23 protein-coding genes are annotated in these 23655 nt (G+C 33.8%); 3 read left to right on the top strand and 20 right to left on the bottom strand.

Annotated features, from left to right (window positions below):
• Positions 1-73: 73 nt before the first annotated feature.
• The 4 genes from CLU97_RS17625 to CLU97_RS17610 all read right to left on the bottom strand — a co-directional run bounded on the left by CLU97_RS17625 (position 74) and on the right by CLU97_RS17610 (position 4534).
• Positions 74-739, bottom strand: coding sequence for a hypothetical protein (locus CLU97_RS17625; RefSeq protein WP_121489092.1), 666 nt, complete (start codon positions 737-739; stop codon positions 74-76).
• A 126-nt stretch (positions 740-865) separates the two neighbouring features.
• Positions 866-2476 (bottom strand): hypothetical protein, encoded by a 1611-nt coding sequence (locus tag CLU97_RS17620; protein ID WP_147436508.1) that lies wholly within the window; start codon positions 2474-2476, stop codon positions 866-868.
• A 109-nt stretch (positions 2477-2585) separates the two neighbouring features.
• Entirely contained in the window at positions 2586-3746 is a 1161-nt protein-coding gene (locus tag CLU97_RS17615; RefSeq protein ID WP_183084603.1) for a T9SS C-terminal target domain-containing protein, read from the bottom strand.
• 263 nt (positions 3747-4009) lie between these two features.
• Entirely contained in the window at positions 4010-4534 is a 525-nt protein-coding gene (locus CLU97_RS17610) for a hypothetical protein (protein ID WP_121489089.1), read from the bottom strand.
• A gap of 697 nt (positions 4535-5231) precedes the next feature.
• Between CLU97_RS17610 and CLU97_RS17605 the strand changes: the two genes are divergently transcribed.
• Positions 5232-5456 carry a helix-turn-helix domain-containing protein gene (locus tag CLU97_RS17605; protein ID WP_115958603.1) on the top strand — a complete coding sequence of 75 codons (225 nt, stop codon included), beginning with the start codon at positions 5232-5234 and terminating at the stop codon, positions 5454-5456.
• A gap of 153 nt (positions 5457-5609) precedes the next feature.
• Here CLU97_RS17605 and CLU97_RS17600 read toward each other — a convergent pair whose 3' ends face one another.
• From CLU97_RS17600 to CLU97_RS17545, 12 genes are all read right to left on the bottom strand, one after another.
• Positions 5610-6551 (bottom strand): FRG domain-containing protein, encoded by a 942-nt coding sequence (locus tag CLU97_RS17600; RefSeq protein ID WP_121489088.1) that lies wholly within the window; start codon positions 6549-6551, stop codon positions 5610-5612.
• Between the two features lie 193 nt (positions 6552-6744).
• On the bottom strand, positions 6745-8097 hold the full coding sequence (locus CLU97_RS17595) for a hypothetical protein (protein WP_121489087.1): 1353 nt from the start codon (positions 8095-8097) through the stop codon (positions 6745-6747).
• Between the two features lie 7 nt (positions 8098-8104).
• On the bottom strand, positions 8105-8215 hold the full coding sequence (locus CLU97_RS24410; protein WP_121489086.1) for a DUF4062 domain-containing protein: 111 nt from the start codon (positions 8213-8215) through the stop codon (positions 8105-8107).
• Positions 8216-8598: 383 nt separating this feature from the next.
• Complete coding sequence (locus CLU97_RS17585) at positions 8599-9144, bottom strand: hypothetical protein (protein WP_121489085.1); 546 nt, start codon at positions 9142-9144, stop codon at positions 8599-8601.
• 145 nt (positions 9145-9289) lie between these two features.
• Positions 9290-10165 carry a phosphotransferase gene (locus CLU97_RS17580; RefSeq protein ID WP_228437779.1) on the bottom strand — a complete coding sequence of 292 codons (876 nt, stop codon included), beginning with the start codon at positions 10163-10165 and terminating at the stop codon, positions 9290-9292.
• Between the two features lie 834 nt (positions 10166-10999).
• Positions 11000-11401 carry a hypothetical protein gene (locus CLU97_RS17575; protein WP_147436507.1) on the bottom strand — a complete coding sequence of 134 codons (402 nt, stop codon included), beginning with the start codon at positions 11399-11401 and terminating at the stop codon, positions 11000-11002.
• 198 nt (positions 11402-11599) lie between these two features.
• Complete coding sequence (groL, locus tag CLU97_RS17570; protein ID WP_121489082.1) at positions 11600-13225, bottom strand: chaperonin GroEL; 1626 nt, start codon at positions 13223-13225, stop codon at positions 11600-11602.
• Positions 13226-13319: 94 nt separating this feature from the next.
• The gene (groES, locus tag CLU97_RS17565; RefSeq protein WP_034696138.1) at positions 13320-13598 is read right to left on the bottom strand and encodes a co-chaperone GroES; all 279 of its coding nucleotides are present in this window, start codon (positions 13596-13598) and stop codon (positions 13320-13322) included.
• Positions 13599-13713: 115 nt separating this feature from the next.
• Positions 13714-14505, bottom strand: coding sequence for a TerC family protein (locus CLU97_RS17560; RefSeq protein ID WP_121489081.1), 792 nt, complete (start codon positions 14503-14505; stop codon positions 13714-13716).
• Positions 14492-15703 (bottom strand): cation:dicarboxylate symporter family transporter, encoded by a 1212-nt coding sequence (locus tag CLU97_RS17555; RefSeq protein WP_121489080.1) that lies wholly within the window; start codon positions 15701-15703, stop codon positions 14492-14494. Before CLU97_RS17555 ends, CLU97_RS17560 begins: the two co-directional genes overlap by 14 nt.
• 43 nt (positions 15704-15746) lie before the next feature.
• On the bottom strand, positions 15747-17033 hold the full coding sequence (locus tag CLU97_RS17550) for a CitMHS family transporter (protein ID WP_121489079.1): 1287 nt from the start codon (positions 17031-17033) through the stop codon (positions 15747-15749).
• A gap of 23 nt (positions 17034-17056) precedes the next feature.
• A complete protein-coding gene (locus CLU97_RS17545) occupies positions 17057-17665 on the bottom strand; it encodes a DUF2490 domain-containing protein (protein ID WP_228437777.1) in 609 nt (202 codons plus the stop codon).
• A 382-nt stretch (positions 17666-18047) separates the two neighbouring features.
• Here CLU97_RS17545 and CLU97_RS17540 point away from each other — a divergent pair, with 382 nt between their 5' ends.
• Positions 18048-19016, top strand: coding sequence for a sensor histidine kinase (locus CLU97_RS17540; RefSeq protein WP_228437775.1), 969 nt, complete (start codon positions 18048-18050; stop codon positions 19014-19016).
• A complete protein-coding gene (locus tag CLU97_RS17535) occupies positions 19009-19707 on the top strand; it encodes a LytR/AlgR family response regulator transcription factor (protein WP_121489077.1) in 699 nt (232 codons plus the stop codon). The genes CLU97_RS17540 and CLU97_RS17535 overlap by 8 nt, the downstream gene beginning before the upstream one ends.
• A gap of 53 nt (positions 19708-19760) precedes the next feature.
• On the opposite strand, the gene CLU97_RS24225 is transcribed toward CLU97_RS17535, so the two are convergent.
• The 4 genes from CLU97_RS24225 to CLU97_RS17525 all read right to left on the bottom strand — a co-directional run bounded on the left by CLU97_RS24225 (position 19761) and on the right by CLU97_RS17525 (position 23595).
• Positions 19761-19895, bottom strand: coding sequence for a hypothetical protein (locus tag CLU97_RS24225; protein ID WP_262484685.1), 135 nt, complete (start codon positions 19893-19895; stop codon positions 19761-19763).
• A 239-nt stretch (positions 19896-20134) separates the two neighbouring features.
• Positions 20135-20272, bottom strand: coding sequence for a hypothetical protein (locus tag CLU97_RS23795; RefSeq protein WP_165790518.1), 138 nt, complete (start codon positions 20270-20272; stop codon positions 20135-20137).
• Between the two features lie 156 nt (positions 20273-20428).
• The gene (locus CLU97_RS17530; RefSeq protein WP_121489076.1) at positions 20429-21151 is read right to left on the bottom strand and encodes a hypothetical protein; all 723 of its coding nucleotides are present in this window, start codon (positions 21149-21151) and stop codon (positions 20429-20431) included.
• Positions 21152-21207: 56 nt separating this feature from the next.
• The gene (locus CLU97_RS17525; protein WP_121489075.1) at positions 21208-23595 is read right to left on the bottom strand and encodes a M1 family metallopeptidase; all 2388 of its coding nucleotides are present in this window, start codon (positions 23593-23595) and stop codon (positions 21208-21210) included.
• Between the last annotated feature and the right edge of the window lie 60 nt (positions 23596-23655).

Here is a 23655-nt window from a genome sequence, read left to right as displayed (position 1 = left end):
GTTAGGGGGTATTTTTAGCATGTGTCAGTCTCATTTTGAAATGATAAACTGATGGATTTATAGATGAAAACTTTTAATTCTTTACAAATAATTTAAACTTCACGATTTCGTTCGGAGATTCAACAAGTATCCAGTAAAAATTATCTTCTTTATTTATAATCTGATAAATATATCGATCTCCTTTTTTGCTGAAATTCTTTCTGATTGTATTATTACTTTCAATAAATTCCAGCTCAAATTTATTTTTTCCGATCCATTTGTAGTGTAATTTTGAATTGGTTCCGTCAACAAAAGTCTCTATCCAAAAGTTTTTATCCGTTTTTACGATTATTTTTTCACCACCATCATATTCTAAATAGTAGAATTGATTATTATTTTTGAAATTATTGATTTCACTTTCTGATATTGTAATATTGGGGCGAGTATCCAGCCTGATCCAGCTATCATTTTTTATAGGATCTGTTCTTTGCAGAAATTCTTTAAAATGCTGACATCTCTTTTGCAGTCTGAAATAGATATGATTAAATTTATCCTCATGTTCTGAATCTGGAAACTGAGCCAGATAAGGAAGAATAAATTTTTGGTTGATACTTTCTATTTTTAATGAGTCGCTAAGGGTTTCATTTTTCTTAAGATCTAAGCACATTTTATCAATCATCTGGTCTGTTGTATCTGAAAGATTTTGTGCATATAAAAATGTTGAGAGCAATAAAGAAACGATTGAAATTGAATTTCTCATAAAATGGTTTTTAGTTTTCTGTCGTCCAAATCTACGAATTACCATGATATCTTAATTGGTAAAATATACCTTTACTTATCATGATTACCTTATGATCACAAAGCTGGATATTTTCTTTAGCAGAGTTTATTCATTCTCATTGAAGTCTTCCTGTCTACAGATAAAAAATCTGAACCCGTTTATGTCTTTTTCAGAAATTCCATAGAGGTTGAAGCGCCATCCGTTAATAATCCATGCTTCGTATCCGGATTTACCTGGTTTTACTTTTACAGGTATTTTTTTTCCCAGTTTATTTAGGTGTTCTTTTATTTTCAAATATTTCTCTTTGAATTTTTTATCATTTTCAGAGGTGTTTTCATTTGTGATGGGGAAATAATTCTTACCTGTAGAATTAAAAAATTTTGTTCTTCCCCAATCGATGAAGATGGCATTTAATTCCTGATCTTTTTTAGTGAATAAATATTCTATGTCCTGTGTAATATATTCGTTTTCTGATTTTACAAAATTTATGGTTTCAATATCAGTTTTTTCAAACTTACGAGGGTAATATCCATTGTGATTGATGCTGGTTCTATAGTTTTGAATGTCTGATCCAAGAGTTGCTTTTTCAAGCTCAATGATTTCTTTTTTAGATAGCATATTTCTGTTTGAAATGTCAGTAATGAGCCGGGTAATACTGTCAGACTTTACATATTGTAAAGTATCATAGCTGTAATTTACTTTGGTGATATCAATATTATGATGATCTGTTTCAAAAAAACCAAACGCGTTATACCCATTATTGAATCTCAGAAATTTATAATCATTACGGGTATTTCTGAACTGATTATACCATGAAAAAAAGTTATATTTTTCTTTGAACTTGTGAATGATTTCTACCTTATTCTGATGAATTCTGGAAATGGCAGTGCTGCCTTTTAGCTGGGTAATCTGATACAGCTGATCATCATTAACGAAAGAGGTCATAAAGATGTAATTTAACTGATCAATAGATTTTCTGTTATAAGGATCATATTGAGCAGAATCTTTATAAACAGAAGTAACTCCTTTTCTGTAATCATAGGAATCAAACATCCCAAATTCCTTTTTATTGATGTAATCATAATACTGATTGGGTTTGCATTGGGTCAATTCTTTAGGATTGGAAATTTCCCAGATGGAAGAAAGATTGGTGACGTAAAACTTTCCCGCCAAAAAATTGATATCCTGCCCATTTAAACTTGTAAAATACTCGGACTTATCTTTTTTATTGATAAACCATGTGGCTTCACCCCATTCTCCAAAATTTTTATACATCACTTTATAATGGTCATCATCATATACAAGGTCATTTCCTTTAGTGGTTTCTGTAAAATGGTTGGTAGCAGCATCAAGAATATATCTTGCATTATTATTGAGCTGAAGATAGATATGATCATCCAAGACAAAAAGATCTATATAATGGCTATTGGAAAGCTCCTGCTGTAATTTTTCTGCGAATAGAATCTCTCCCTGAGGATTATATTTTACAAGATACTTTCTTGTCTGCCCAAAATCATAAACTTGGGTTTCTTCAAAAATTGAATAATAATTATTTTTAAACTTCAATGAACTGATCATTGTAATTCTTGAAGCTGGTCTGAAAATATTGTTTGTATTGATCTGGATTTGACGTTCAGTGATGTTGAATGTTTGCCCGCTGATGTTGAGATAAAACACCAGGGTAAGGCAGGTCATCAAAAGATGTATAATTTTCATGGTATGAGTAAAATGATGATCATTTTTTGAATAGGTTGAGATACTTTATTTGACTTCGGATGAGTTGCATTATTTGCACAAAGGCGGGAGACTTTTCTGAGCACGTGCATTATCTCACAATTCTAACCTGCTGTAAAACTCCTTTCTCATTTTTATAACTAAAAATATATGTTCCGCGCTGTATTTTAGACAGATCTATGGTTTTATTATAGTAAGCAAAACCATTACTGACCTGCTTTCCATCTGCTGAGTAAATGGTATATTCAAACTGATTGCTGTTATTTTCGTTACCGATTACAAAATTATCTCTGGATGCCGTTGTATATACCTTTTTTTCTAATGTGCGGTTTTCACTGGTTAATGCACTTTCGCTGATATCTGCTGCTTGTATGCTTTTAATAGAAGATTTGGTTAAAGACGTTGTACTTCCGCCGATGATGTATAATTGATTGTTATATACTTCCGCTGCAGCGTGCCTTCTGGGAATCATATTGGATGATAGCTGATGTACCTTATTGGTAGTAGTATCAAAATAGGCCAGAAAATTTTGATTATTAAAACCACCTACAATAAAAATTTTATCACCGGATACGGCTAATGAGTGTCCGGATATCCCGGCAGGCATCGTATATTGATCGGTCCAGAGATTAGTGTTGAGGTCGTAAACATTGATCAGACGGGATGGGGTACCGTTGAAACCTCCAATAACATACAGCTTATCATTCACAATTTTGCCCTTTGTTTCCCTGGCGGTAGGCATATTGGGTAATGGATGCCATGTGTCTGAAGCAATATCGTAATATTGGAATTTATTGGAAAATGAAGTGGTGGCAGCTCCGTTTAATCCACTGCCACCGAACACATATATTTTGCCGTTATGGATGGCAGAACCTGCATGTCCTGTATAGGAACGGTTAACAGCGCCCTTTGTTACTTTATAAGTTTTGAGGTCTACAATTTCAAGATGGCTGTTTCCCCAACCGTTAAAAATATAAATTTTATTATTATACGTCTCCGAATTAGCATATCTTTTGGGAATCAGGGTAGTATTGAGAACATTCCACTTATTATCAGTAATATTATATTTTTCAATATAATTGGCATTGCCTCCGGTTTCCTGATATCCATTGCTCACATAGATGTTATCGTCTACCATTACACTGGTTATAGCACCTCTGCCCATAGACATATTGGCAAGGCTTTTAAATTGAAGTGTTTGTGCATGGGCTAGCATTGAACCTAAAAATGAAAGAATTAATAACTTTTTCAATGGCATTAGTATTTAGTTTATTTAAGTCTCTTTAATTGAATAAGGTGGTTTAAAGATAAGAAAAAGTTGAAAAGAATGCTTTTTAGCCATTTAAAGATCTTTTACTAAAAAATGGACTACTTCAGTCACGTTTTGTATTCTATTATCAGGTGTAGCTACCCTCTTAGATAAGGGGGTAAAGGGTGTTTTAGTACCGAAATGTGATGATTTTGGAATGATTTATTTTATTGGTGCAAAGTCGGAGACTCTATGTAGCGGAGGTTTTATTTCTTCCTTCTCCTTTCCACAAGGAGATACGCTGCATCCAGCATTTTGATCAGATGAATATATGGGTTTATCATATTCCTTTCCGGGAGATTGTTATATACCCCAAGTGAGAAGTAGGCCATCCCGGATATAAAATAATCAAACTCCTGTATGCTGTATTCTCTGAATGCTTTTTTAAAGACCAGCAGAGGATTTTGGTATTCCTTCTCAGAAAGCAGGCCAAGAACTAATGGAGAGACCTCTTCCAATGGAGTATTGAAGGTTCCTTTCTTCTCCTTCATCGCTATGAAATAACCTGCACGGATGAATGACCGCATCGCCTGGTAAAAATGAAGAATAACGCACGGATCTTCTTGTATCCGGCTGTTTCGTTTGAGGGCATAATTCATAATGCTGTTTAGCTGTTCTTTGGATACGGTAAGGTCATTGAGCTGAAAATAAGTCTCCATCATCTGTATGCCATAGTACTTCTTGTGATTTTTCCCCAGCCGGGACTGAAAGTCTGTTCTGATTTTTTTCATGAGTTTGTATTTTTTGTGATTTTAAAATGATTAATTGGGGTGCAATTTTTTTGAACCATTAAGAGTTTTTAAGGGATTAAGAATTGTTAAGATCATAGCTGAAGCTATGTATTCAGCGGGGTGCTTCATCCCTCTTTGATGGATCTTAACTTATCTTATTCTCTTCATCTTCCTTAATGGTTATATATTTTGTTTTTATTGCACAATTTTACTGGCTGTAAAGGAGAAAGTTCTGAACTTTCTGCCTATACAAGCCAATGAATATAATAGAATTTGTGTTTTTCTAAAAGCCCGAAAGCCGCAATGGATTGTACACCCCATTGTACCGTATCATGATACTTTATATGGTAAAGCAGGCTTAGAAAAAGATGATTGTAGAGAACAGTACGGCATGAACATAAAAACGGCATGAGACTCTACAATATCCGCTTTTGAGGCACTGGTATACCATTGGAACAGATAAGGAGAGCCCACGCCTAGGTCGTGAGCTTCCTGCTTATCGTCTTGTTCCTATTAAAAATTACCAGTTTTCAAAAGCAAGATTCTAAGCAATAGCTTCTATATTTCTTTGAAGTATCGCAAAGCTACATTTATTGTAGCTTATTGTACAAATATAATACAATTTTCGAATTGTAGGTTAATTCAACTACATTTTTTTATTGTAATCTTTCCAAATTGCTTTGATAATGGTATTGCAATGGATAGAATTGAGTTTCGAATAGCTTTTGGTAAAAGAGTTGAAAAATTTAGAAAGAAGTTGGGATTAAGCTATCGGGAGTTAGCTCAAAAATGTGATGTAGACCATAGTAATATCAGCAAAATTGAAAAAGGAGAAGTTGATTTAAGAATTTCAACGATACAGGAATTAGCTAAAGGTTTAGAAGTACATCCTCAAGAATTGTTTGATTTTAAAATAGAATAATAAACCAATCTCCGAAGTCTGAAGACTTCGGAGATTATTTTTAAATATGCTTGTTTTACTTTATTAGCTCGAAGTTAGGAGACTTTGCGCAGCGGATAAATAAAATAAATATATATTACTTAATATTTGCTATCTATAATTTAATATAAATTGTTAGCTTAAACTTTTCAATATCCCATCGTTGGTAATTTTATGTTTAAAATTGATCATATCTGGGTAAATATAATTTGCTGTAATTCCCATCTCATTTAATTTAAGTCTTATTGCAGGAATTAATGATTTATGTATATTCATACAACCTGAAAAATCATCTAGAATCATTAATTCATTAAATTTATCTTCTCCCAGAGAGTTTTTAGTATATTCTACATCTTCTTTATAAGTTTTTTCTAGGGGATACCAAGGATGATTATTAAAAAAAAATAAGCCCTCTTGATTAATAATATTTGCACTATTAAAAATTTTATAAAATTCAGTTTCAGGTAATATTATGCTCATACAATTTAAATCAATTGATTCATATGAAATATCCTTTTCTTTTATATTTTTATCAAAAACCATTTGCCAGGTTAAAAATGCTGTATTCGTTTTATAAGTATAATATAGAGAAAAATAATTGTCGATTTCGTTATCACTAGGAGTAAAATTTATACCATCTATAGCAAAAAATAAAGCAACATATGGGTTATTAGTATAGTCTAAAAATGGTGTTGGAACACCAAAATGTTGCATGTAACTTAGATAAGCTAAATCATTGTTTTCATCAATTCCAGAATTTATCAAAAGTTTTTTCACTACCTCATTATTCCATTTCTTTGTTGCGGAAATTAAGTTTGATATAAAGTCTTTATAATGTTCACTAATCATATCATCAGTTACCTGTTTGTGCAGTTCTTGATTTATATACATTCGTTGAGCAGAATTATATAGTTTATATTTGGCTTCTCCACAACCTCTGTATATAAAGCCATCTCCTGTCTCTTGAAAAGCTTTAATTAGCTCAAATATTTTTTGAACATTTTTATCCAATTTTGAATCACCATTTTTAAAAAAATCTTTTTTTTCTTCAAATGTTTTATATTCTTCTAATTTCATATTCTTCTGTTTTTGATCCGAATCTTTTCATGTTTTTTTAGTATTATAGATTAAACATTCTAATAATATAATCTAAAAAAGCTAAAGCTATATGATGTGATCGTTTAGTAATTGGTTTAAAATCATATGACTGCATTTTGTTAATGTATATAGATAGTTTGGATATTCCATTGAATTTTTACAATGCTATTAATTATTCGCTCTTTTTTCCAAATTTCCTAAATGCAGCAACAAATTGATATATTAAATAGGAGTTTATTATTTTTGAGACATTATCAATAAAAATACTTGCCGGAGAAATTTCTGATTCTGATTTATCTAACAAAATTTTTGGTAAAAAGTCACTTTTCCTAATTGGGTTTAGAAATTCTAGTAGATAACTTGCATTTTTCCAAAAATAATTAGTTCCATGACTTTTACAATTAATTTTGAAACCTAAGCTATTACAATATAATGAATATAATATAATTGTTGATGCAAATAAAAGTAATAATGCTCTCTCCCAGCTTTGGCCATGGTTATTTGTAAATTTGTTAAGGCTTAGATTAATTTTTTCAGCTCCACAGCTTAATGTACTTAAATATGTGTTTAATTCTTCAGTATGGTATTGGCTCGCAGCTAGATTATCACCCATATTCTGATATATTTTCTTTATTTGGCTAAGAGCAAGTTTTCGTTGAGATGTTTTATCAATATTTGTACTATCTATATTTATAGGATTAGGTAGAGATGTCCCTGCAAGAGCTATTTCTGTAATTTTTGATGAATCGAATATCATTTTTTGATCAAAAAAATTACAGTCAATAAATGTTGTTTTACCCAAATCTGAATTTTCAAAGGATAACGATTCCGAAATTGAAATTTTCGAAATTGTTATATTTCCAATATTTGTAAAGTTCTCAAATTTTAAAGTGTCTAAATCTAATTCGCTTAAATGATAGAAGGTATCTCTATTTGAATAGCGAGAAATTAGAAAATTCTTTATTCTTGGTTTTGAAGAATACTTTTTAGTATAAGTATTTGTTTTGATATCAAAAATTTTATCATCATTGGGTAAGCAATGAATTTTAACAGGGGTAACGCATTTGATTTCTAAACTATTAATATCACCGCCTGAAATCCAAATATTGTTAGTATAACTTCCACCTTCAATTTCAAATCTATTTATTTTAAGGCTTTGGCTAGTTTTCAAAACTTCATTTTCATTATTAAGAATTCCATCAAGCGTGCCAAGCCAATGTTTGAAATTGCCGCCTAGTAAAATTAAGTTTTTGATAGTTCCGCCTCTAATACTTACAAAACCATTAAAATCACCTCTCCGAAATAAAACCTTATTGAACTTTGCTCCAAGGAAAATTATGTTTTTATATGTGCCTCCATCAAAAATAATTTCTTTGTCATAAATTTCATTTTCTTCAAAAATAATATCATCACTTAATTTGAAATCTCCATTTAATATGATTCTATCACTTTCATATTGTACAATATTATCTTGTATAGGTGTACCATTTAAAATTTGTTTGAAATCTTTAGAACTTATATCCATGGAAGTATCATTGGTTTTTTGATAGTTTTAAGTAATAATTATCAAGAAATTTCCCAATTTTCTCTCTTATATGTTTCAAATCATAGTAAGTAGAACTTATAAATACTCTTGGTTTCATGAGTTTCTTTAGTTATTAGTGTTTTAAATAAAATCCGAATCTACATATTATATTAATATTTTATATAATTAATGTTGTATTTTTTGCAGATTGTTTTTTATATATAAATTTCCTTCTAAACTAAAATATTAAAATGGTTTTTCCTTACGGGAAACCATAAAACAAAAAAACCGCTCTACAAAGTAGAACGGTTAGTATATTAAATTGCCGTGGTCGCTGACCCTTACATCATTCCTGGCATTCCACCACCCATTGGCATAGCTGGTTCAGCGCTCTTCACTTCAGTGATTACACATAAAGTTTAGAAAAGTATAAATTTCTCTAAAGTGTCCTGAGTCCGGTGATAGGTTGCAGGGAATTTACTAATCTGTAGTTTACTTATGTTATTTAGTTTGTTTTAATAATAAAATTGATGTAATACTTCTTTGACAATTATTTAAAGTCATATCAAAAGCTTTTTTAAAGTTATTTCTGTATTCTACAGGATAAGTGGTATTTCCTTTCATTTTTTCTTTCTTAAACTCAGTATCTTCTTCTTTAAATTTATTCACTTTATTTACAAAAACCAGATATTGATTCAGTTGAAGCATTTGATTTGGAGTTGCTCTTTTTATCCATATTTCAGATTTACTGGTTTCAATTGCTATTGAAATATTGAATTCGCTTTTAATATTTTCTGTATCACTTTGAGAATATCTTTTATAAAACGGAAAGATTGAATCATTTATTTTGGCTTCTAATTTTATAGCATCTATGAGCTTGTTTATTTGATTTTTTTCTTTATTTTCTTGTGTACAACGCTCAGCATTTAATCCTAAAATTAAACCTGTCGCTATAGAAAATACACCAAATATAAAACTAATGATTTCTTTCTGTAAATTTTCTTGTGTAATATATTGAAACTTAAAAAATGATTTTTGTTTTTCCATAATTATTGTTTTTATTACCAAAAGTTATTTCATTTAAGAGATATCTATCAATTACCCTTTTGTGTAGTTTTAAAATTATGAAACAAAAAAACCGCCCCACAAAAGTAGAACGGTTAGTATATTAATCTGTCTCGGTCGCTGACCGTTATTCAATTTCAATTTTGTTGTATTCTAGCCAACGTTTCAAATTTCCAACCATTCTTTTTAAATGATCTTCATTCAGGAAAATATTCGTCCAATGTTCAAATCTGTCACATTGTACACTGATGTAGTAGATCATAATGGCTAAACAGGCGAAGGGTAAAAACTGCTTTTCTTCGTTGCTGATTTTAGTTACTGTTTCGTAACCTTTCAAAAAGCTTCCTACTTTTTCCTGATATTCTTCTTCGTTTAAATGAGTGGAAAGTAGCTGGAACATAAAATAAGAAATGTCAAAACATAAATACCCATTACCACAAAAATCAAAGTCAAAAAATGTTATTTCCTTTTCATCATCAATGTGTAAATTATCAAACCAAACATCAAGATGAACACTCCCATGTCTCATTTTCGATAGGTCAGCATTCTGGATTTTCAGCGTTAAAAAAGCAGAAAGTTTTTCTAAAAATTCAATTTCGCTGATGTTTTTATGAAAGAATTCTTTTATCCTGGAAACAGGTTTTATAAGCAGGTTTTCACTATTGTAAGACATCCTTTCCAGTTCAAAACCTTCTGTCGATTGATGTACTTTGGCCAATGCCTCCCCGATAAGAAAACTTGTCTGAGATGAAAATTTTGCGGTCTTTGTTCCTTTGGCATATGAAAACAAAACTCCAAATCTTTTTCCTTCCGGTGCTTCAATTTCCTGAATGTACTCGTTTGATTTGTCTTTTATTGGATAAGCAACTTGCCGGTTATTTTCTTTTAAGTGAAGTAAAAGCCTTAGCTCTTCTTTAATTTGTGATTTTGTCCGCCAATCATAAGTATAAACTCTAAAAACATATTTGTCTTCGTTGTCGTGAACGATGTATAAATGGTTCATGGCAAGTCGAAATATGCTACATTCGGTTCTGTCACTTAATCCATATTTTTGTTGAATAAGTTGGCCAAGTGCATTCGGTGAAAGCGTACTATTTATTGTGGGAAATTTCTCTGTCATCAATTCTTCGTTTATCTTTGGTTATAGTCTTCTATAATGGCTGTTAGTATTCAAATTTACGCATTGTGCCATTATATATTATATGCAATTGGGCTAATGACGTTTTGATTTTAGGTATCTATTTGTGAATCATTAAATTAAAATATACCATTTTCTTAAGGAAAATCATAATTCAACCAAAAAACCGCTCTACAAAAAGTAGAACGGTTAGTATATTAAATTGTCTCGGTCGCTGACCGTTACATCATTCCTGGCATTCCACCACCCATTGGCATAGCTGGTTCAGTGCTCTTTACTTCAGTGATAACACACATTCAGTTGTAAGAAACACTCCAGATACAGAAGCTGCATTTTCAAGGGCAACTCTTGTTACTTTAGTTGGGTCAATGATATCTGTTCAAGGATGTTTATATACTCGTCAGTGACTCTATATTTTGCTAATACTAAATAGTTTTTATTCATTGGTAAAGGGAAGTTTAAAAATTTTCACATTATTTAAGCCTCCGTTTTCAAAATATTCAGTTTGTACAACAAAGTAGGTTGGGTTATTTTCAATGACTTTGAAAACTAGTGACTTATTTTTGAGATATGTTTCATCATAATTACTGTTAGTTTCCTTCAGATTTAATTTGTAGGTACATTTATCAGTCCATTCAATTTTATTAATTGTATAAACATTATTTCTTCTTGTTTCGATAACTTCATTTTTTGTAAATGTCAGATACGATTTTTCTCTTTTTTGCAGCGTTTCATAATAGTAAATTCCTGTTTTAATATCGTCACAATTAGAGATACTTTCTTGTTTTTCGCGGATAAATTCTTTTTTCTGTAATCTAAAAAACTTTTACAATTACTTAATAAAAGTCCTTCGATAGAAACATAGTAATCCTGAATGTCTTTTGTATTTGTATTCTGAGGATCATTAAATTTTTTAATGATTTTATTATAGTTATTTTCAAAACTTTTTTGGACACACTCTTCCAATTTTTTTTCCGGATCTTTTAAATTTTCTACATTTCCTAAACAGGTACAAATTTCGTTTGAAATTTTTTCCTCTAAATTTTGAGAAAACAAACTCATTGAGCTAATCAGTAATGTAAATTGTAGTATACGTTTCATTCTGGTAAATTGCAGATAGCATTCAAATTACAGATTACACAATATACAATTGTGCTAATCTTGTTTAGATTCTATCTATTTTTTGGTTATTAATTAAAAATCTAAATATACTATTTTACTAATAAAATCAGAATTAAACAAAAAAACCGCCCTACAAAGTAGAACGGTTAGTATATTAAATTGTCTTAGCTTACGCTATTACATCATTCCTGGCATCCCACCACCCATTGGCATAGCTGGTTCAGCGCTCTTTACTTCAGTGATTACACATTCAGTTGTTAAAAGCATTCCAGATACAGAAGCTGCATTTTCAAGAGCAACTCTTGTTACTTTAGTTGGGTCAATGATTCCTGCTTCAAGCATTTGAACATACTCGTCAGTTTTAGCATTGTATCCGAAGTCTCCTGTTCCTTCTGCTACTTTAGCAACAATTACAGAACCTTCACCCCCTGCGTTAGCAACGATTTGTCTTAATGGCTCTTCGATTGCTCTTTTTACGATTTTGATCCCTGTAGTTTCGTCAGAATTGATTCCTGTAAGGTTGTCTAAAGCAGAGATTGCTCTTACTAAAGCAACACCACCACCTGCAACGATACCTTCTTCTACAGCTGCTCTTGTAGCGTGCAGGGCATCATCTACTCTGTCTTTTTTCTCTTTCATTTCCACTTCAGAAGCGGCACCTACGTATAGTACAGCAACACCACCAGCTAACTTAGCTAATCTTTCCTGAAGTTTTTCTCTGTCATAGTCAGAAGTTGTAGTTTCCATCTGAGCTTTGATTTGAGCTACTCTTCCTTTGATTTTCGCTTCGTCACCACCACCGTTTACAACTGTAGTGTTGTCTTTGTCGATCGTTACTTTCTCAGCAGTTCCAAGCATATCTAAAGAGATATTTTCCATGGTGAAACCTTGCTCTTCAGAGATTACCTGTCCACCTGTAAGGATTGCGATATCTTCTAACATTGCTTTTCTTCTGTCTCCGAATCCCGGAGCTTTTACAGCAGCAATTTTAAGAGAACCTCTTAATTTGTTAACTACCAAAGTAGCTAAAGCTTCACCTTCAACTTCTTCAGAGATAATTAATAGAGATTTACCACCTTGTGCAATTGGCTCAAGAACTGGTAACAATTCTTTCATTGAAGAGATTTTCTTCTCTACTAAAAGGATATATGGGTTTTCTAGTTCAGCTAGCATTTTCTCAGGGTTAGTCACGAAGTAAGGTGACTGGTATCCTCTGTCGAACTGCATACCTTCTACAACGTCTACCGTTGTATCAATACCTTTAGCTTCTTCTACAGTGATTACTCCTTCTTTTCCAACTTTTCCGAAAGCTTCAGCGATTAAAGCACCGATTGTTTCGTCGTTGTTAGCTGATACAGAAGCTACCTGCTTTACTTTATCTGTAGAATCTCCCACAGCCTGAGACTGAGCTTTAAGGTTTTCAACAACAGCAGTTACTGCTTTGTCGATTCCTCTTTTAAGATCCATTGGATTAGCACCCGCAGCTACGTTTTTAAGACCTTCTCTTACGATAGCCTGTGCCAATACAGTAGCGGTAGTAGTACCATCTCCTGCAATATCATTAGTTTTGGAAGCCACTTCTTTTACCATCTGCGCTCCCATATTTTCTACTCTGTCTTCAAGTTCGATTTCTTTTGCAACAGACACACCATCCTTAGTTACGTGTGGAGCACCGAAAGATTTTTCGATGACTACGTTTCTCCCTTTAGGGCCTAAAGTTACTTTTACTGCATTAGCCAATGCATCTACACCTCTCTTTAGAGCGTCTCTTGATTCAATATCGAATTTTATTTCTTTTGCCATAATTTTTATTGTATTAATGTACTTTGTACAATGTATTAATGATTTTGTATCCTGAAAATATCATTTTACATGAATACATTTTACTTTTTACAAATTAACCGATGATTCCTAATAAATCAGCTTCTCTTACGATTAAGTAATCTTTACCTTCCAACTTCAATTCAGCACCTGAATATTTTCCATAAAGAACTTTGTCACCTACCTGAACAGTTGTAGGCTCATCTTTTTTACCAGGACCTACTGCCACTACAGTACCTTCTTGCGGCTTTTCCTTTGCAGTGTCGGGGATAATAATACCTGAAGCTGTTTTAGTTTCTGCAGCGATAGGTTCTACCAGAACTCTGTCTGCTAATGGTTTAAAGTTTACTGACATAATATGTTTATTTATTAATTATTTCTGCATAGTAATTCTCTAAATGTATGCCATGAGACACTGATGGATGAAATGGCAGACTTTTATTTCCGAATGTGAAAATTTGGCAGAAAAATTATTTTTTGCGGGCGGGAAATCCAATAAGATAACTGGTAGCTACAGGTACTACAAACAAAAGAACGGTAATGACGGAAACTAGAATTTCCATGGTATGACTGCCTAAAAATTGAGCGAATGCCGTAGCAGGGTAGAAGTGCTCATATAATGACAAGCTTAGTTTAATTCCTAAAATAGCAATCACAGCAAAAGCGGCAGTTTCCAGGAAAGGAAAAATTTGCATCAGACGAACAAACCACTGTGCAATAAATCTCATGGCTAAAATTCCTATGAATACACCCAGCGTAATCAGTAGCAAATTGTTTGAAAAAGCCACTACAGCAAAAACATTATCTATAGAAAAAGCAAGATCCATTACTTCCACAATAGCAACCGTAGCCCAGAAATGCCCCAGCAATCCAATAGAATTTTTATACAGCCAGCTGGATTCTTTGTCAGGATTTTCCTCCGGATTTTCTTCATCATTTGTGTTTTTCATCTTTTTGATAAACCAATCAAAAGAAATATAGAGAAGGTATAATCCTCCCAGTGGTTTTAGCCACCAAACGGAAATCAATACAGAAGCAAAAATAAGAGCCAGTCCACGGAATACATAAGCTCCAATAATTCCGTATTTTAAAGCTTTTTTTCTTTGATTTTCGGGCAGATCCATGACGATGGTTGCCAGTACTGCTGCATTGTCTACAGAGAGGAGGCTTTCGATAAGGATAAGATTGCCAATAATGGCTATTGATTTTGCTGGGTTTTCTAATATGTCATTGAAGAGGTGTGTGAAATCAGGAAATATCATTTTTTAGAGGGGTTGATTTTTGGTTAAGTTTTGAAATAATGGCAGCAGAAACTGAAATGCCGATGAAATTGGTGACAGATCTGGCTTCATTCATAAAGCGGTCTATACTGTACAGCAGTGCAAGATCGGTAGTAGGAATTTTGCCAAACCGGCTTAATGTAAACATCAGGGCAAGGAAGCCTGATCCTGGAACTCCAGAAGCCGTTTTTGAAGCAACTGAAATGGTGATGAAAAGCCAGAAATAATCTTTTATGGTAAGTGGAATATTATAAAACTGGATCAGGAAAATACATGAAATGGAAAGGTAAATACAAGCTCCTGCCAAATTAAAATTGTATCCTAGAGGAATAATAAGGCGAAGAATTTTCCTGTCATATCCCTGAGATTCCATTTTATCAAAGATCATTGGAAATGCGGTCTTTGACGACGAAGTTGCTACCACAAGAATGATTTCTTCTTTGATGCTGATCAAAAAATCCCAAAGGTTAATTTTAAAGTAAGCCGTTATAACACCTAATATCCCGAAAATGAAAAATACACAGGTAAGATATACTGTGGCTACAATTTTACTTAATGGCAGCAAAGTATTAATTCCGTAAACAGAAATTCCATAAGCGATATTAGAGAAAATGACGATGGGAAGAAAGATGTAAACATACTTGATGAGTTTGAAAAACAGATTTCTTCCCAGGTCTATAGCCTTAAGAATGTTATTCTTTTTCTTTGAAAGACCAATCAGGATACCTGCAGTTATTGATATTAAAAGAAAAAGTACATAGTTGCTAATATGTAAAGGATTTGTTGTTCTTGTTAAAAATCTTTCCGGAAGCGCTTTGTGGGAAGAAATCATAATCCCCGTATTGGCTCCCGGCTTTAAAAGAAGTCCGGATCCGATGCCCAATAAAATACTGATGGAAGTGATGATTAAAAAATAGAGAACCATCTGACTTACAATTTTAAAAGCATTTTTGGTGCTGAAAATATAGCTTACCCCATAAGTTACTGCAATAAAAATAACAGGAATAATCAAAACTTCAAGAAGTGTGAAAAAGTAACTGCTTACTGTTTCCAGATGTTTACTGACTTCCGGAAAATAATAACCGGTTAATGCTCCACAGATAATCGCTGTGAACACATACAGAGTAAGGTTTCTTAAATAGGAGTCTGTAAACGTTTTTTGCTTAGAAGGTTTCATCATTCACTTTTTATAAGGTAAGATTACAAAATTCAAAGATATAATCTTATATAATACCAAGAGCCAATGCACTCAGCAACATTACAATTGATGATCCGATAGCCCATTTTAAAGTGAATTTCAGATGGTCAGAGAATTCAACCCCTGCCAGTGAAACCAACAGATAAGTAGATGGTACCAACGGACTTAATAAGTGAGAAGCCTGCCCTACAAGACTGGCACGTCCCAAAATATCAGGAGGAATATTAAGCTGGCTGCCCGTTGCTGTGATGACAGGTAATATTCCAAAATAATAAGCATCATTGGTCAGGAAAAACGTAAGCGGTACACTGAATACTGCGGTGATGACATTCAGATAGCCACCCCAGGTTTTAGGAACAATACTGATGATACTGTTTCCCATAGCATTCATAATTCCTGTACCGTTCAGGATTCCTGTGAAAATTCCTGCACCGAAGATCATTCCGGCTACGGATAAAGCATTTCCAGCGTGTTTTGAAATAATTTTCTGCTGGTCTTTCAGTTTCGGATAATTAATCAGAGAAGCTATACAGAAGGCAATCATAAAGGCAATGCCCAAAGGAATAATATCAAGAATCATAACGCAAAGAAGGATAATGGTCAGGATTAAATTGACAATAATAAGTTTCGGACGTCTTAATGCAGGGTCATCTTCACCGGCAATATCCTGTCCGCTGTATTTGGTATATTTTCCATGTTTGCTTATTCTTTTTTTCTCTCGAACTCCCAGAATATAAGCAACAAAAAATACCCATACCAGCCCGATCAGCATGACCGGAATCATAGGGACAAATATTTCAGTATGCCCCAGCTTAAGAGAACTCATTACTCTGGCGGTGGGACCTCCCCATGGTAGAATATTCATAATACCACCTGCGAGCATAATAATACAGGTTAAAACCAAAGGGTTCATGCCCTGTTTTTTATAAAGTGGGAGTAACGCAGCTACTACAATAATGTAAGTGGAAGAGCCATCGCCGTCTAAAGAAACTAAAGTGGTGAGAAGGGCAGTTCCGATGGTTGTTTTTACAGGATTATCTCCTACAGCCTTTAATATGACATTAACCAGAGGCTCGAAAAGCCCTGTATCAATCATCAGGCTGAAATACAGGATGGCAAAAATCAGCATAACCCCCGTAAGTGCTATTTCTTTTACCCCATCTTTCATCATTTTCCCAAGATCAGGCCCGAATCCTGCTATTACAGCAATAAGTACCGGTACCAGAACTAAAGCCGTAAGCGGAGTCATCTTTTTGTTCATGATGAGGATCATGAAGATGAAAATCATTAAAAAACCAAGAAATGTAAGCATAGTATGTTATAATGTTAATGAGGTTATTGTTGTTTCTTTTTTCTCCAGTCAAAGTTGTTTCTGAAACCTATAAATCCGTAATTACTTGTTTTTTTGGTTTCCAGCTGATTGATAAAGGCAAGCTCCAAAGCGGAATTTTTTCCTAGTTTTATTCCAAGGCCTGCCGTAATACGATTGCTGTCGAAAGGTTCTAATTTGTCAACATTCATTCTTATTTCATTTTTAAGAATACCGTAGAGTTTTTCTTTTTCTCCTTTTTTATTGAAAGGAATTCTCACAGAGATCAGATAACGGATCCTTACCTCAAATTCATCAGGATTGCTGATAAAACGTTCTTCTACTCTAAGACGGTTGGAAATTGACGTTCTTCCAATGTAATAATCAGCAGTTACCTGCTGGAAAGGTCTTTTTTCATATCTTATCTTTTTGGAATCGTCAGCATTATAAGATTCGAGGATCAAAAACATAGCTCCTGCAGCGGGTCTGATATTTTCTGCCACTTCATAATCCACATAAGCGTTCACAAGAAAAAGCCTTGTGTCGTAAGCCAGGTCAAAGGAACGATATTGGGTAAGTGCAGTTAAAGTACTTTTATCGGTTAATTTTGCCGACATCAGGTACTGAAACCACATATTATAGTTGTCTTTACTCTGACTACGTAAAAGACCAGTTATCAAGCAAAATGATAAAATTAGCGTTAATTGTATATTAAGTTTCATGTAATATTTGATTAATATTGCGGTTTCTCAAATATATTTATTCAGAAGAGCGGGCTTAGATTTTTTCAATCAATGACAGTTTTTCTCAACGAACTGCATTTTGAGATAAAAAGATATTATATTTGATGCGTTTCAAAATAAGGTATGGAGTATGTTTTTAATCATTAATTTTATAATTATATTATTGATTATCAGGATTTTATTTAGTGGTAAGATTCTGGAAAGTCTTATGAAGTACCGTTGGAAGTTTTTGTTGAGGTTTCAGCATGTATTTTTCCTTTTCATCTTCATTTTGATGACTTATTTCACCGAAAACTACTTCCTGGATTCCACTCAGCTGGTAGTGAGCATTATTTTGAATACCATTTTCAATGTTGGAATTTATTATCTGGTGTACTATTATTTGGTTCCCCGATTCTATTTATCCAATAAATATCCGGAGTTTATCCTGTATGCTTTAATCTGCTTTTTAGTATCCAGCCTTTTCAGGATTCTGTGGGAGCCAGCCGTTTTTCAGATAGACTTCAGCGAAAAAGGCTACCATGTCGGTTTTCTGTATAATGTGTATATTTCTCAGGGAATAATAATCCTTGTAGGTTCTTTTTTGGGGATTACCAAAGACAAATTTTTAATAGAGCAGGATGTGATCAGCCTTGGTGAAGAGAAAGATCAGCTTTACCTTGATTTGTTGAAATCTAAGCTAAATCCTCACTTTTTGCTGAATACCCTTAATAACATTTATGCGAACAGTTTTACCCATTCAGAAAAGACATCGGATTCTATTTTGCAGCTGAGCAAACTTTTGAAATATATTATTTATGACAGCGGAAAAGAAAAAGTAACCGTTTCCCAGGAATTTTCTTCATTGAAAGCACTTGCCGCTTTATACCAGCTTAAATACAATAATCAACTTGATATTGTGATGGATATTGAAGATCAGGAAGAATTTGACATTGCTGAAATTCCGTCTGCTATATTGCTTACTTTATTTGAAAATGCTTTAAAACATTCAGCGATAGGGGAAGATATTCACGGTTTTATAAAACTGTTCTGTAAAATTGAACGGTCTGAACTGTATTTTGAAATTATAAATTCTGTCGGGAAAGATAGAATTCATGAGGTGGAATCCAATTATCACGGGTTGGGTAATGAAGCAATTATTCATATATTGGAAAAATTTTATATGGATCAGTATGAATTTTATTCCGGACCGAAAGAAAAAGATCAATATAAAATTGCTTTAACAATTACTATCAATGGCTAATCTGACTATCGTTAATGTAGATGATGAATATCCTGCATTGCAGCTTGTAAAACAATATTGCGATCAGCTTGAAGAGGTTGAATTGCTGGCTTCATTTCAGAAACCGGAAGAAGCACTGGCTTTTCTGAAAGCAAATAAAGTAGATCTGGTTGTTTTCGATATCAATATGCCCGGGATCAACGGAGTTGAACTTTTGCAGCAGCTTCCCGATCCGCCACTTTGTATTTTTATTACCTTAGAAACAAAATATGCGGTGAAAGCATTTGAGCTGGATGTTGTTCATTATCTTATCAAGCCTGTAGATTTTGATACTTTTAAAAAAGCAGTCAATAAAGCAAGGGATTTTGTTCAATTTAAAAGCTCGGCTAATAATCAGCAGCAGGAAGACTACATCATGTTCAAATCCAATTATGTGATGAATAAGGTCTTTCTTAAAGATATTCTATGGATACAGGGATTTGGAGAGTATATTGTCCTGATGACGCCTCTGAAAAAGTATATGATTCTGGATAGAATGTCTAATTTTGAAGAGAAATTTCAACATTTCGGGTTTATCAGAATTCACAAGTCTTATATTGTGTTATCAGAGCATATCAATTCTTATAACTCCGGACATGTTTTTTTGAAAAACGGAGATGAACTTCCGTTGGGAAGAACTTATAAAAAGAATTTAAAAGAACATTTAGGATAAAAAATAAAGCCGGAAATTTCCGGCTTTATCTTAAATTGTTATCTGATGACAGACTATGGGCAATATTGTCCCGGTCCTATCCACAGGATACACTGTCCTTTGTAATTGTACTCACAGCAAAAACGTCCTGCTGCTCCGCCATTGATTGATTTCTGAGCATCTCTGCTTAATAATTTAGCATTTTTCATAGTTAGAAATATTTTGATTTGTACATTCCTGAGCATTTAAAGTCAATCAGGATTTTGACATTTGGTGTAAAAGAAGTAAATCAAAGATACTATTTTTCTTTATTGTGTGATATATTTTATTAGTGTTTTTTTTTAATAAAATTTTGATTATCAGATTGTAATGAACAGATAATGGAAGATATAAAAAGAGAAAGCCGGAAATTTCCGGCTTTATTCAAAATTGTTATCACATCATCGAACTAAGGACAGTTTTGTCCCGGCCCAATCCATAAAGTACATTTTCCGTTGTCGTCGCGTTCGCAGCATACAAGTCTGGCAGCAATTCCGCCATTGATTGTTTTTTGAGCATCTCTGCTTAATAATTTTGCATTTTTCATAAGTAATATTTTGATTTGTACGTTCCTGAACATTTAAAGTCAATCAGGTTTTTGACATTTGGTGTTTATGGTGATTCAAATATAAAACTTTTTAATTCAGGTTGTTATGTTTTTTTGTAGATGAAAATAAGATGTTGGTATCTGGATTTAAGTAATTTATGGAGCTGTTTCTAAATACATTTTTCTTCCTGCCATTTCTATATCCTGCTTTACAATTTTCCTTGTTGCTGCATCAATATAATAGGTTACTGCGGTAGCTCTATTGCTAATGTCATCATTGGTTTTTACTGCCCAAACTGGTTTTCCTTTATATTCTGTTTTTTGAGTATCCAGAATGTAGGCTTTCATCATCCCTTTTTTCTCAGATTTGGGGTTATAATCGAAAATAGAAATCTCGGCAGTATAGTGTTCTTTCAAAGGAAGATATCTGATCAGCATGGCATAGCTGCTGCTGTCAAAATAGGGATCTGCAGGAATTTCGATCACGTCTTTTTTCTGAGATTTCTTATCCAGATAATATCCGGTGACCTTATCTTTTTCAGACTTGAGAACCATGTCTCTCATTGAATTGTAAGAAGAGTGGTAGACTGGGCTGAAATTGGAAGTTTTTACAAGAGTAGAATCCGTCCATTGAGCATCCGGAGCCTGTTTCATTTTTACAGTAGTTCTGATAAGAAGATCTGCTTTGTTGAGTTTTTTGATCTCAGTAATAATGCTTCCTATTTCTATTTTTGTGCCTGCATTTTCAGCAAACCATACCGCTTCAGAAGTTTCATTCTGGATGAGTTTTGAATTGATCCCGGAATTTTCAGGAGTAAGTAGTTTCTGGGGAAAAAAATTAGCACTACTTAGTATTAAAAGGAAAAGAATAGTTTTCATGATCTTTTTAATAATAAGTAATGCTGTATTTGTTAAAAGTTACAACCTTTTGGCTTTTAACTCTTTCCGGCGGCCTGCATTGGGTTGACCTTTCCGGTGGAGCCTCCTCTTACAGAACCCGCTTCCTGTTTTTGTTTAAAGAGCTGGAATTTTGAAGTTTCAGCACCGGATCCGGCACTGGTCCATAAATTATTAGTTGTATCAATATCAGCAGTTTCTCTCATCGGATCAAGCTGAATAGATTTTATTTTTTTATCAAAATAATAGGTTTTGGAAACCTTTTGCTCGTTCAGTCGCCAGATCTGTGCGGCAGACTTGTCATATAATTTGGAACCATCTTCAAAAGTAAATTCAAGGATGATAGGCATTACCAATCCGCCCTTGTTCACAAAATCAATCTGATATCCTGTAATATTCTTGAACTTTTCTTTATCCTTGGCATCTAAAGGAAGGCCTGCCTCTGTTTTGATGGTGTATTCCCTATTATTATCTACCTTTTCCTGACCTCTGTCATATCTGTAATAGAAATCCTGAGCGTCCTTATCACCGTCAACATAGAATTTGATATTCTTGTCTTCTCTGTTTCTGATTTTTGAAAGATCTTCAAAACTGCTTACCAAAGGTTTCTCTACCTGATATTTTACTTCCGCCGCAGCTTTTGGATCTGTTTCAAGGTTTGGAACAGCTACTGTTACTTTATCAATAGCGATATCTACAGGATCTGTACCGTAGAACCATCCTCTCCAGAACCAGTCAAGGTCTTCACCGCTTGCATCTTCCATCGTACGGAATAAATCTGCAGGTTCAGGATGTTTGAAAGCCCATCTTTTAGCATAGGTTTTAAATGCCTTGTCGAATAGTTCTCTTCCCATAATGGTTTCACGTAGAATATTCAATCCTGTAGCAGGCTTTGAATACGCATTCGGGCCATACTGAACAATATTCTCAGAATTGCTCATGATAGGTTCCAGCTGATCTTTCGGCAGTTTCATATAATCTACGATTGTCCATGCCGGTCCTCTTTTAGATGGGAATTTATTATCCCATTTCTCTTCTGTAAGATATTCTGTAAAGGTATTCAAGCCCTCATCCATCCATGCCCATTGTCTTTCATCAGAATTGATGATCATAGGGAAGAAGTTGTGGCCCACTTCGTGGATAATTACCCCAAGCATTCCGTTTTTGGTTCCTTCAGAATACGTCCCGTCTTTCTCCGTTCTTCCGAAATTGAAGCAGATCATAGGATATTCCATTCCGTTGGCTGCTTCTACAGACTGCGCTACAGGATATGGATAAGGAATAGTAAATTCCGAATAGGTTTTAATGGTATGCGCAACTGCTTTTGTGGAAAACTTTCTGTAAAGTCCATAAGATTCTTTCGGATAGAAACTCATTGCCATTACCTTATTATTGTTTTCAGGAATCGTTACACGCATTCCGTCCCAGACAAATTTTCTGGAAGAAGTCCATGCGAAATCGCGAACATCCTTCGCTTCGAAAACCCATGTTTTTCTTTGTTTTGAATGATTTTTCTCGGCTTTTTTAGCTTCATCCAACGTTACAATTTCAATAGGTTCAGCTGCGTTTTCAGCTTTTCTGTATCTTGACAGCTGATCAGAAGTAAGCACCTGGTCATAGTTTTTACACTCTCCGGTTCCTCCTACAATATGATCGGAAGGAACATTCACGGAAACTTTGAAATCTCCGAAAACCAAAGCAAATTCACCTCTTCCTGTAAACTGATGGTTCTGCCATCCCTGGAAGTCGCTGTATACGCACATTCTTGGATACCATTGTGTCATAGTATACAAATCATTGCCATCTTCAGGGAAATTTTCATAGCCGCCGCGGCCTCCCATTTTGATTCTGTTAGAGATATTGTAGTTCCAGTCTACTTTGAAAACGAATTTCTCCCCTTTTTTCAAAACCTTAGGAAGATCAATACGCATCATCGTTTTGTTGACGGTATACTTCAAAGGATTTCCTGAAGCATCAGTCACTTTTTCCAGACTTACTCCATAGCCATTGTCTTTCACAGGAAGCTCAGAAACTTTAAGCTGCTGATCTGTAGTGGAAGGACGAAGTACAGATGAATTGTCATATCCGGCATTTCTGATGCTGGAATGCTCGTTTTCATCAAGCTGCAGCCAGATATAATCCAGTTCATCCGGAGAATTGTTGTAATAAGTAACGGTTTCCGAACCTTTCAGATTTCTTTTATCCTCATCCAGATAAGCGGAAATGTTATAGTCGGCCCTGTTTTGCCAGTATCCGTGACCCGGAGCTCCTGAAGCCGTTCTGTAGATGTTGGGTGTTGGTAGAATTGTTCCCAGCTGCTCAAACTTGTTTCCATGATTGCTGCCAGGGTTATTCTGAATATTTTGTGCGGTGAAACCTGTATATGCAAATACAGAAAGTGAAAGTATAACAACTTTTAGTTTCATAACCGAAAATGATTTATTAATGATCAAAGATAGGAATAAGCTATTGAAATAATAAAAATA

It is taken from the genome of Chryseobacterium sp. 7, from assembly GCF_003663845.1.
GTDB lineage: Bacteria > Bacteroidota > Bacteroidia > Flavobacteriales > Weeksellaceae > Chryseobacterium.
This window is presented reverse-complemented; position numbering and strand designations above follow the sequence as displayed.

What these genes read in the sequence shown, in the direction of transcription:
- CLU97_RS17625 (WP_121489092.1), bottom strand. Translation starts at nt 739, where the DNA reads ATGAGAAATTCAATTTCAATCGTTTCTTTATTGCTCTCAACATTTTTA.
- CLU97_RS17620 (WP_147436508.1), bottom strand. Translation starts at nt 2,476, where the DNA reads ATGAAAATTATACATCTTTTGATGACCTGCCTTACCCTGGTGTTTTAT.
- CLU97_RS17610 (WP_121489089.1), bottom strand. Translation starts at nt 4,534, where the DNA reads ATGAAAAAAATCAGAACAGACTTTCAGTCCCGGCTGGGGAAAAATCAC.
- CLU97_RS17605 (WP_115958603.1), top strand. Translation starts at nt 5,232, where the DNA reads ATGGATAGAATTGAGTTTCGAATAGCTTTTGGTAAAAGAGTTGAAAAA.
- CLU97_RS17600 (WP_121489088.1), bottom strand. Translation starts at nt 6,551, where the DNA reads ATGAAATTAGAAGAATATAAAACATTTGAAGAAAAAAAAGATTTTTTT.
- CLU97_RS17595 (WP_121489087.1), bottom strand. Translation starts at nt 8,097, where the DNA reads ATGGATATAAGTTCTAAAGATTTCAAACAAATTTTAAATGGTACACCT.
- CLU97_RS24410 (WP_121489086.1), bottom strand. Translation starts at nt 8,215, where the DNA reads ATGAAACCAAGAGTATTTATAAGTTCTACTTACTATGATTTGAAACAT.
- CLU97_RS17585 (WP_121489085.1), bottom strand. Translation starts at nt 9,144, where the DNA reads ATGGAAAAACAAAAATCATTTTTTAAGTTTCAATATATTACACAAGAA.
- CLU97_RS17580 (WP_228437779.1), bottom strand. Translation starts at nt 10,165, where the DNA reads ATGAACCATTTATACATCGTTCACGACAACGAAGACAAATATGTTTTT.
- CLU97_RS17575 (WP_147436507.1), bottom strand. Translation starts at nt 11,401, where the DNA reads ATGAAACGTATACTACAATTTACATTACTGATTAGCTCAATGAGTTTG.
- groL (WP_121489082.1), bottom strand. Translation starts at nt 13,225, where the DNA reads ATGGCAAAAGAAATAAAATTCGATATTGAATCAAGAGACGCTCTAAAG.
- groES (WP_034696138.1), bottom strand. Translation starts at nt 13,598, where the DNA reads ATGTCAGTAAACTTTAAACCATTAGCAGACAGAGTTCTGGTAGAACCT.
- CLU97_RS17560 (WP_121489081.1), bottom strand. Translation starts at nt 14,505, where the DNA reads ATGATATTTCCTGATTTCACACACCTCTTCAATGACATATTAGAAAAC.
- CLU97_RS17555 (WP_121489080.1), bottom strand. Translation starts at nt 15,703, where the DNA reads ATGATGAAACCTTCTAAGCAAAAAACGTTTACAGACTCCTATTTAAGA.
- CLU97_RS17550 (WP_121489079.1), bottom strand. Translation starts at nt 17,033, where the DNA reads ATGCTTACATTTCTTGGTTTTTTAATGATTTTCATCTTCATGATCCTC.
- CLU97_RS17545 (WP_228437777.1), bottom strand. Translation starts at nt 17,665, where the DNA reads ATGTGGTTTCAGTACCTGATGTCGGCAAAATTAACCGATAAAAGTACT.
- CLU97_RS17540 (WP_228437775.1), top strand. Translation starts at nt 18,048, where the DNA reads ATGACTTATTTCACCGAAAACTACTTCCTGGATTCCACTCAGCTGGTA.
- CLU97_RS17535 (WP_121489077.1), top strand. Translation starts at nt 19,009, where the DNA reads ATGGCTAATCTGACTATCGTTAATGTAGATGATGAATATCCTGCATTG.
- CLU97_RS24225 (WP_262484685.1), bottom strand. Translation starts at nt 19,895, where the DNA reads ATGAAAAATGCTAAATTATTAAGCAGAGATGCTCAGAAATCAATCAAT.
- CLU97_RS23795 (WP_165790518.1), bottom strand. Translation starts at nt 20,272, where the DNA reads ATGAAAAATGCAAAATTATTAAGCAGAGATGCTCAAAAAACAATCAAT.
- CLU97_RS17530 (WP_121489076.1), bottom strand. Translation starts at nt 21,151, where the DNA reads ATGAAAACTATTCTTTTCCTTTTAATACTAAGTAGTGCTAATTTTTTT.
- CLU97_RS17525 (WP_121489075.1), bottom strand. Translation starts at nt 23,595, where the DNA reads ATGAAACTAAAAGTTGTTATACTTTCACTTTCTGTATTTGCATATACA.